General features: G+C 46.2%; 10 protein-coding genes. 8 read left to right on the top strand and 2 right to left on the bottom strand.

All coding sequences use genetic code 11. The annotated features are described in order from the left end of the window. Nucleotides 1-51: 51 nt before the first annotated feature. From KKI13_07290 to KKI13_07275, 4 genes are read left to right on the top strand one after another with little or no spacing between them, the layout of a single operon-like run. Entirely contained in the window at nucleotides 52-642 is a 591-nt protein-coding gene (locus tag KKI13_07290; protein MBU4488844.1) for a hypothetical protein, read from the top strand. Nucleotides 643-650: 8 nt separating this feature from the next. Then, nucleotides 651-1,928 (top strand): radical SAM protein, encoded by a 1,278-nt coding sequence (locus KKI13_07285; GenBank protein MBU4488843.1) that lies wholly within the window; start codon nucleotides 651-653, stop codon nucleotides 1,926-1,928. Nucleotides 1,929-1,957: 29 nt separating this feature from the next. After that, on the top strand, nucleotides 1,958-2,254 hold the full coding sequence (locus tag KKI13_07280; protein MBU4488842.1) for a hypothetical protein: 297 nt from the start codon (nucleotides 1,958-1,960) through the stop codon (nucleotides 2,252-2,254). Next, nucleotides 2,251-2,667 carry an STAS domain-containing protein gene (locus KKI13_07275; GenBank protein MBU4488841.1) on the top strand — a complete coding sequence of 139 codons (417 nt, stop codon included), beginning with the start codon at nucleotides 2,251-2,253 and terminating at the stop codon, nucleotides 2,665-2,667. Before KKI13_07280 ends, KKI13_07275 begins: the two co-directional genes overlap by 4 nt. Here the strand turns inward: KKI13_07275 and KKI13_07270 are convergent. Next, nucleotides 2,664-3,683: a hypothetical protein gene (locus KKI13_07270; protein ID MBU4488840.1), complete on the bottom strand. Its 1,020-nt coding sequence runs from the start codon at nucleotides 3,681-3,683 to the stop codon at nucleotides 2,664-2,666. The two genes, KKI13_07275 and KKI13_07270, sit on opposite strands and share 4 nt — an antisense overlap. After that, nucleotides 3,680-4,510: a FecR domain-containing protein gene (locus tag KKI13_07265; protein MBU4488839.1), complete on the bottom strand. Its 831-nt coding sequence runs from the start codon at nucleotides 4,508-4,510 to the stop codon at nucleotides 3,680-3,682. The genes KKI13_07270 and KKI13_07265 overlap by 4 nt, the downstream gene beginning before the upstream one ends. 72 nt (nucleotides 4,511-4,582) lie before the next feature. Between KKI13_07265 and KKI13_07260 the strand changes: the two genes are divergently transcribed. The 4 genes from KKI13_07260 to KKI13_07245 are packed head-to-tail and all read left to right on the top strand — an operon-like array spanning nucleotide 4,583 to nucleotide 8,528. Further along, nucleotides 4,583-5,284, top strand: a complete 702-nt coding sequence (locus tag KKI13_07260; protein ID MBU4488838.1) for a xylene monooxygenase — start codon at nucleotides 4,583-4,585, stop codon at nucleotides 5,282-5,284. Nucleotide 5,285: 1 nt separating this feature from the next. Beyond that, nucleotides 5,286-5,840, top strand: a complete 555-nt coding sequence (locus tag KKI13_07255; GenBank protein ID MBU4488837.1) for a DJ-1/PfpI family protein — start codon at nucleotides 5,286-5,288, stop codon at nucleotides 5,838-5,840. Beyond that, nucleotides 5,830-7,611, top strand: coding sequence for a tRNA uridine-5-carboxymethylaminomethyl(34) synthesis enzyme MnmG (gene mnmG, locus KKI13_07250; GenBank protein ID MBU4488836.1), 1,782 nt, complete (start codon nucleotides 5,830-5,832; stop codon nucleotides 7,609-7,611). The genes KKI13_07255 and mnmG overlap by 11 nt, the downstream gene beginning before the upstream one ends. Before the next feature lie 2 nt (nucleotides 7,612-7,613). Next, on the top strand, nucleotides 7,614-8,528 hold the full coding sequence (locus tag KKI13_07245; GenBank protein ID MBU4488835.1) for a TIGR01212 family radical SAM protein: 915 nt from the start codon (nucleotides 7,614-7,616) through the stop codon (nucleotides 8,526-8,528). Nucleotides 8,529-8,596 lie beyond the last annotated feature (68 nt).

Here is an 8,596-nt window from a genome sequence, read left to right as displayed (position 1 = left end):
GATTTTTTATGCCTGGGGGTATAATGAGCAGAGAAAGATAGCGGAGGAGCAATGAAAAATAACTTTAAGCTGTTTTATCATATTTTATTATTTGCCCTTGTCATTACGTCCGTATGCTCTGTTTCATTTGCCGGGAAAAATGATTTGCCGGCACCCCCCAAAGGATATTCGTGGAAATGGTGCGAAAGCGTACAGGCGGGATTCCTGTTGCCTAAGAGGTGGTTTTTTAAGGAAGATGAAAATAAAGGAACAAGGGCTATATTTATTACAAAAGAGCCGTTAGCGGAGAATAATACCTACAAAACCGGCTTTTCCGTAAATGTCATAAAAGAGTGCAAGGACAAAATGGGCATGGTGCCTTCGGAATACGCGAAACAGTTTATCGATAAACTTAAATTGACAACCGAATACAGCGATTTAGATACAGTTGAAATCGGCACTTATTTTAAGGGGTATAATGGCTTTTTTAGATCTGAAGTGCCTGGAATCGGTAAGGGTATCCAATTTAACTTAGCCCTTGGAAATGATCACACAGGAACGTTCTACCTCTTTATACTTAAAAGCCCCGAAAGTGAATGGGATGCTGCCTTAAAAATAGGCGGCCCCATTATGGATAATTTAACGCTGGAGTCTGAATTTTAAGGAGAAGCTTGAGACTTCTTGTGTCCGATGATAAGGGTAAGATATTTGATGTTCCGGGGATTGAGCCGGCGGGGATGAAGGCCGGCAATTTTTTCCGGTTGAAGCGGGAAGATTTTGTTAAGCTTCCGCCGGGAAGCGAGCTTTTTATGCTGCCAAGAAGGGCGGCGATCGGCTATGACGCCGGAAGCGGGAATTTTACCGCGCCGGAGAAAGGCCCGTGTTTTGCCGTCGCAGCATTCGCGTCTCCCGGATATACCGCAACCTATAATAGCGCGTACGTCGAAATAAAGGCCCCTAAGTCATTGAAACCGCTGCCGCTTTTCTCGTACGCCGCCTGCGCTTTCCATAAAGGTAAATTTTACGTTGCCGCTGTAAGAGTCGATAGCGAACTCCGCCAGGAGTTGCGCTTTATGAATGCAGCCCTTATCAGAAAAAACGCGGCGCGTTTTAAGAAGATATTTCCGAAAAACCGGCTGGTGAGGCATCTTGAGAAATGCGCACTTCTTTATTGCTGTCCCGCGGCCAAGAATTTCTTTCTATCCAGATATGAGGCGCCGCTGCCAACGTCACCTTACTGCAATGCCTTTTGCCTTGGCTGCATATCGTGCCAGCCCGATTCAGAAATACCCATAACGCAGCCGCGCATAAAGTTTGTTCCCACTCCGAATGAGATATCAGAGGTTGCGCTTTTTCATATGGAAAATGTGGCCGACCCCGTCGTGAGCTTCGGCCAGGGCTGCGAAGGAGAGCCGCTTTTAGTAGCGGATGTGATTCAGAAGGCAATAAGGCTTATCAGGAAAGAGACGAAAAAGGGCATCATAAATATTAATACGAATGCCTGCTCGCCCAACGCCATTTCTAAATTGTTCGATGCCGGCCTCGACAGCATGCGTGTAAGCTTGAATAGCGCCAGGGAAATGTATTATAATATGTATTATAAGCCGCGCGGCTACAAATTCAGGGATGTCCTCATGTCCGTAAAGACAGCCAAGAAAAAGGGCGGCTTTGTCTCGGTAAATTATCTCACTATGCCCGGCTTCACCGATTTGAAGAGCGAATTCGCCGCGTTTAAAGGCCTGATCGGCAAATATAATATCGATATGGTCCAGTGGCGCAATTTGAATTATGACCCTTTAAGATATTTTAACCAACTGCGGATAAATGTCAGGCCGTCCGAATTGCTGGGTGTAAGAGAGGTAATCAAAGCGCTAAAGAAGAAATATGCGCATATCATGACGGGCTATTTTAATCCGTCCAAAGCGCGAATACGGCGAAACCGCCCGTAAGATCTTGGCCTAGAAAAGGAGGTGTGCTGATGAAAATATTATTTATTTTACTAGCCATCGTTTTTGTTTTTTGTTCCGCAGCCTATTGCGATCTCATATTCCTCGTGGATGGCACAGAAATAGAGGGCGAAATCGTAGGAATAGATGCAGATAACGTCACCATAAGGACAGAGCAGGATACTTTTACTGTAAGTAAGTACCGGATAAAGAAGGTAGAAAAAGACGAAGATGAGGACAAAAAGATAGAGAAAGAGCGCATCCCGGTAGGCCCGGGCGGGCCAAAGTGGGACTTACATTGGGATCAAGGGACTGGAGGGCATTTATGATGGAAGGCGATAAGACGTTATTTGTAAGCGTAGAAAAGAAGGTGAAGAGCATAGTAGAGGGCGTATATTTGGTCAAGGCCAAGGGCCGTATAGATTCCGACACATATACGATTCTTGACAAGAAGATAAAGCCTATTCTTTTATCTTCCACAAAGCTGATAATCCTGGATATGGAATACGTCGATTATATAAGCTCGGCCGGCCTTTCGGTGATATTCCAGGCGAAGAAGATCGTCGAGGGAAATAACGGCTCGCTTATTATTGTAAGCTTGCAGCCGCAAATCAAAAAGGTATTCGAGGTCATGAAGGCCCTGCCGTCCCAGAATATATTCCGGAACATGGCCGAAGTAGACGCATATCTCGATATGGTCCAGAAGAGGGAGATAGAGAAACAGAGAGAAAAGATGCTTTAAAATCTGCAGTATATGCCGCTTGATACGATGAAATCGTAGTAGTTGTTGACACCCTCGTTCGAAAAACTCTTTTTGTAATTAAAGTTAGTGCCTACCGTCACATTTGTAGTGAAATCGTAAAATATGGACCCCCCGAACGTAAAAATATTGTCGCGCTGTTTTTCCTGCTCATCGGAGATGGTGCGTTTGGTGTAGGGGGTATATTGATAGGAAAAGTTCGCAACCTCGTACAGTTTTTTCGTCGTAAAATGGATAAGCGTCGTCCTTGTGATGAATGAGGTGCAGTCGTAATATTCCAGATACTGTTCGTTCGAATAATTGTAGTAGAATTCGTTCTCTTCTTTTAAAAATATATTGTCCGTAAGGTAAAGCCCAAGTCTGTGGGTGACGGTATTCCTTAAATCGTTTCTCTTGCCAAATTTGAATACCCCGCCGTTATTTCTTATCGGCCATTTAGGATAATGCTTCGTAGAAAGCCCGTAGGTTATTTTTTGGTATATGCGTTTAGATATATCGTGCCTTAAAGAGGTCTCGAATAAATGTTCCGTATATTTGCCCAATTCGTTGTGGGGGAGGTCCACAATATCCGGCCGGTAATCAAGGGACCATGTGATATTATCGGCTATCTTTTTGTCTATACCTACGTCAAAGAGATTATCCATGAGGTTTGTATCGGAAGTCCTGAAGTAGTTTATAGAAGTAAGGTCGTATGACCCTCTTATGGCGAGGGTATCGTTTATGGGATATTTACCGCTTATCCCTACCGCCTCCTGGAAAAACATGCTGCCGACACCGTCGTAATGATCCAATCTCGCGTTGTCATCGTAGCCGAATAGTAAGGAAGCCGACATGTTGATACTGGGTTTTTGAGCCGCTTTTCGAACAGCCGTCAGCGCCTCTTCGTCTTTTGCAATTTCGACAGTAGGATACCGCAGTTCCACGTCGCTCAAGGCAAAAATAGATGAGCCGTGTAAGATCATGCTTATAAATATGATTGCCGATAGTCGTTTCATCATTCGTAACCGTGATTTGTCGTTGTTTCGGATTCAAGCCTTCTATCGATATCCCTTTCGTCATTTATATCAGAGATAACCGGTTTCACTTTTTCCATCCCCGCCTCAGTGGCCGCCTGCACTTCTTCGGCGGAACTGGCGCGGTCTTGCGGTGACGGGCCGGTCCCGGCGCCCCTTCTTTCGATAAAATCTTTTTTCCACTTTTGCCAGTCGTACATTTTTTCGACAGGCAGGTCTTCTATGGCAATCGCCTTTTGGGGGTCCGATAGGATGCCCATCTTACCGGCGTCCAATATAACGCTTTCGCTGCTTAGCCCCTGGCCCAAACCGGAGAAAAATACGATATTTTCATACACGTAGGCCTCGGCGGTTTTGCCGTTTGTCACCATATCCCAACCCGTTCCCCTTACGCCGCATACAGAGACAGCCGTCTTTATCTCAAATATTCTGTTTTTGCTCAATTTTTCCACAAGCGAACGGAGTTCCCCTTGTATAAGATTTATCTTTGTGGCGCCAAGGTCGGTAAATATTACATGAGTATTCTCCTGCACTCTTACGGAGTTGGCAAAATCCTTGCCAAATCCTATTTCGGCCCATGAATCCGGGCCGGTTTTTAGACTATCGCCTTTTAAAAGGATCATCCCTTTCTTGGCATCAAGCCAGGCATCTGATTTTTCAGATTTTACTTTTACATCACCCTGCATAAAGAGTATAATACCATTATCCTGGGATAGGCCTTTTGTTTCCTGGGATGACGCATTTGAGAATGGAAAAAGGTAAGTTCCCGCAAGAAGGGCTAAAATGGAAAATACGGTCAGAATCTTTTTCATAGCGGCTCCTTTTTACTAAATTATACTATATCTACCGGAAGGTGTGTAGAAAAATCTTTACCAGAGGTAATTATGCCAAAAGAGATAAAAACCCGCGTTAAGGAAGTAATACAAAGGACGCATAATGTTAAAAGCGCGCGGCTGGAAGTTTCAGATGCCGATTTTAAGGCCGGGCAATTTATGGTCGTTATGCTCCACGGAAACCCCGAGCTCAAAAGATGTCTCTCTATATCGAACTCTCCGACTGAAAAAGGATACATGGAATTTACTAAAAAGTTGACCGAAAGCACCTTTTCAAAAGAGCTGGATAACCTACAGCCGGGCGATCCGGTAAAAGTGCAGTACCCTATGGGCAATTTTACGCTCGAGGATGCGAAAGATAAGATCGCCTTTCTCTCCGGCGGCATAGGCATCACGCCCATAAGGAGTATTTGCAAATATGCCGTCGATAACAAGCTGGATACGGCTATAACCCTTTTATACGGCAACCAGTCGTTAAAAGACATCGTTTTTAAGGATGATTTCGCGGAAATGGCTCGGCAGTATTCCGGGCTAAAAGTCGTACACGTTTTGCACGAACCGGATCGGGGATTCGATAGCAGGACAGGACTTATAAATAAGGATATCATCAAAGAAGAAGTCCCCGATTACAAAGATAGAAAATTTTACATATGCGGGCCGCCGGCTATGGTAGCGGCGATGAAAAAGATCATCACCGAAGAGCTGGCGCTGCCGGCAGAGCGCGTAATTACGGAAAACTTCCAGGGGTATTGATATGAAAAAGAAAATAGCGGTTTTGCTTGCTGACGGTTTTGAGGAGATAGAGGCGGTAACGTGTATAGATATATTGCGAAGAGCTGACCAGGAGATAAAGGTAGTGGGAGTCGGCGGAATGATTATAAAGGGTTCTCACGGCATCGGAATAAGCGCTGACGTCGAAATAAATTCCTACAACGATTTGCCGGACGCCATAGTTCTTCCGGGAGGTATGCCGGGAGTACAAAATCTATTTAAGACACCAAAGGTTGTTTCTCTGGTAAGAGAGGTCCACAAGAAAGGCAATATCGTCGCCGCTATATGCGCCGCTCCGGCTTACGTGCTTGCGCCCATGGGAATACTTGACGGTAAAAAAGCGACATGTTACTTCGGATGCGAAGAGATGCTCGGGAAAAAGGCCATCTATGTCGACCAGAACGTCGTTCTTGATGGTAACATCATTACCAGTAAAGGGCCTGCGACTGCCATGGCATTTGCTCTAAGAATAATAGATCTCTTATGCGGCAGGAAAGTTACGGATTCAATCAGAGAAAAGCTTCTGTATGAAGAATGATTTTGACGTAATTGTAGTAGGCGGCGGGCACGCGGGATGCGAAGCGGCGTCCGCTTCAGCAAGAATGGGCCTTGAGACGCTCCTTATAACGCTTCACATAGACAAAATAGGTTTTATGTCCTGCAATCCCGCCATCGGCGGGGTAGGCAAAGGCCAGCTTGTCAAAGAGATAGACTCGCTCGGCGGCGAAATGGCCAAGGCAGCCGATGAAAACGCCATCCAATTCCGGATGCTTAATTCTTCCAAAGGATACGCGGCGCGCTCCTCCCGCGCGCAAACCGACCGCGCGGCATATAATAATTACATGCGAAACCGTATTTTGAATACGGAAGCGCTGGAAGTCACCGAAGGCGAGGCGGTAGATTTAATCGTAAAGGGCGGCGCGGCGAAGGGCATTATCCTGAAAGACGGCAAAAAAATAAGTTCTTCCGCCGTCATTTTGACCACAGGCACTTTTCTTAACGGCGTGATACATATAGGCCTTAAGCATTTCGCCGGCGGAAGGATGAATGAAGAGGCGTGCGCGCGCCTTTCACGCGGTCTCAAAAAACTCGGCCTGAAGCTCGGCAGGTTAAAGACGGGCACAACGCCGCGCCTCGACGGAAAGACGATAGATTTTTCGGCGCTTACAGAACAGCGCGGCGATAAGGATATCATACCGTTTTCTTTTTCCACGAAAGATATCACTCTTGCCCAGATGCCCTGTTATATAACGCGCACCAACAAAAAGACCCACAAGATAATCAAAGACAATCTTGACCGCTCGCCCCTATATACCGGCAAGATAAAATCGACGGGTGTCCGCTATTGCCCTTCCATAGAGGACAAAATAGTCCGGTTTGCCGAGAGAGATTCCCATACGATATTTCTTGAGCCGGAGGGGCTCCGTACGGATGAATATTATCCGAACGGCATCTCCACAAGCCTGCCCGAGGACGTGCAGGAGAGGATTGTCCACAGCATAGAGGGGCTTGAGAAGGCAAAGATAAATAAGCCGGGCTACGGCATAGAATATGATTTTGTCGATCCCACAGAACTTTATCCAACGCTTGAGACAAAAGCTGTAAGCGGGCTTTATCTGGCGGGCCAGATAAACGGCACTACCGGCTACGAAGAAGCGGCGGCGCTCGGGTTTATGGCCGGCGTAAACGCGGCGCTTAAAATAAAGAAGATGACTCCGCTCATCTTAAAGAGGTCCGAGGCATATATAGGCGTCCTCATAGATGATTTAGTTACAAAAGGTACCAGCGAGCCTTACCGAATGTTCACTTCGCGAGTGGAATATAGGCTCTTGATAAGAGAGGATAATGCTGACCGCCGGCTTATGGGAATAGGGAAACAGCTTGGCCTTGTAAACGAGGAAGCGTATTCGGCGATGAAGGAAAGGGAAAAGATGATAAAAGAGGCCGAGAAGGCCCTTTGTTCAGCTAAACTGGACCGCATTTTGAAGCAGAGCCACGTTGGATACGACGATATATTGAAAACGAATAGCATGCTTCCGCGCCTTTCTTATTACGAGAAGGTGCAGGTAGAAGTTGATATGAAATACAGCGGGTACATTAAAAGAGAGCTTGCCAGCGTAAAGAAATTTGATAAAATAGACCACGTAAAGATACCGGAGAGGTTTGACTATGCTTCTGTAAGGGGCCTCTCTAACGAAATAAGAGAAAAGCTCGAGAGGGCGAGGCCCTATTCGCTGGGCCAGGCGTCGCGAATATCAGGGGTAACGCCCGCCGCGCTTTCGCTTTTAATGGTGCGGCTGCACGCTTAATTATGGAACAATACTACTACTCATTTAACGATTACTTACAGCAAAAATACGGCACGCGCGTACAGCGCCTGAGCCTGAACGCCGGCTTTACCTGCCCCACGCGCGACGGCAAAATTGATACGGAGGGCTGCATATATTGCAATGAAAAAGGATTTTCTCACTTCCCGGATATGCGCCTCCCCTTAAAAAAGCAGCTTGAGAAGGCCATAGATTACGCAAAGCGTCGGTATAAGGCCGGAAAATTCATCGCATATTTTCAGAATGCATCCGGTACATACGGGCCGCATTCGCAATTGAAAAAGGCATACGATGCGATAAAAGATTTTCCCGGCATTGTCGGCCTCTACGTATCGACGCGGCCGGATTGTGTTGACGATAAAAAGCTTGAGCTGATAAAATCTTATTCTAAGGATTATGAAGTGTGGATTGAATACGGCCTGCAGAGCTCGCACGACAGAACCCTTAAATTTATAAACAGGCGACATACATTCCACGATTTTGTGGAAGCGGTCTCTCTGACGGCAAAAAAAGGCATAAAAGTCGGCGCACATGTTATACTGGGGCTTCCGGGCGAGACGCGCGAAGACATGGTACAGACGGCGAAGAAGATAGCGGGCCTGCCCGTCTCTGGCATAAAGCTGCACATCCTGCATGTCTTAAAAGGGACAAAGCTGGAAAAATATCACAAAGAAGGCAAGATACACCTTTTACCTTTTCAGGAATATGTGCAGACGGTCTGCGATTTTCTTGAGGTGACGGATCCCAAGTGCGTCGTCTTCAGACTGGTCTCGGACGCTAATACGGATTTTCTTGTAGCGCCAAAGTGGATCAACAGAAAATCTGAAGTAATAGACGCGATCAAAAAAGAATTCGAAAAAAGAGGAACAAAACAGGGGGTGCTATGGCAGGCAAAGTGAAGTGGTTTATAAATGATTTTCTCACGCGTCACACCAGTAATGTTGACCGCGTCCTTCATATTATAGGT

The organism is Candidatus Omnitrophota bacterium (assembly GCA_018894435.1).
Classification (GTDB): domain Bacteria; phylum Omnitrophota; class Gorgyraeia; order JAHIPI01; family JAHIPI01; genus JAHIPI01.
Note: the sequence above shows the minus strand (reverse complement) of the source record. Positions and strands in the feature narration are given on the sequence as shown.

What these genes read in the sequence shown, in the direction of transcription:
- KKI13_07290 (MBU4488844.1), top strand. Translation starts at nt 52, where the DNA reads ATGAAAAATAACTTTAAGCTGTTTTATCATATTTTATTATTTGCCCTT.
- mnmG (MBU4488836.1), top strand. Translation starts at nt 5,830, where the DNA reads ATGAAGAATGATTTTGACGTAATTGTAGTAGGCGGCGGGCACGCGGGA.
- KKI13_07260 (MBU4488838.1), top strand. Translation starts at nt 4,583, where the DNA reads ATGCCAAAAGAGATAAAAACCCGCGTTAAGGAAGTAATACAAAGGACG.
- KKI13_07255 (MBU4488837.1), top strand. Translation starts at nt 5,286, where the DNA reads ATGAAAAAGAAAATAGCGGTTTTGCTTGCTGACGGTTTTGAGGAGATA.
- KKI13_07265 (MBU4488839.1), bottom strand. Translation starts at nt 4,510, where the DNA reads ATGAAAAAGATTCTGACCGTATTTTCCATTTTAGCCCTTCTTGCGGGA.
- KKI13_07275 (MBU4488841.1), top strand. Translation starts at nt 2,251, where the DNA reads ATGATGGAAGGCGATAAGACGTTATTTGTAAGCGTAGAAAAGAAGGTG.
- KKI13_07280 (MBU4488842.1), top strand. Translation starts at nt 1,958, where the DNA reads ATGAAAATATTATTTATTTTACTAGCCATCGTTTTTGTTTTTTGTTCC.
- KKI13_07270 (MBU4488840.1), bottom strand. Translation starts at nt 3,683, where the DNA reads ATGATGAAACGACTATCGGCAATCATATTTATAAGCATGATCTTACAC.
- KKI13_07245 (MBU4488835.1), top strand. Translation starts at nt 7,614, where the DNA reads ATGGAACAATACTACTACTCATTTAACGATTACTTACAGCAAAAATAC.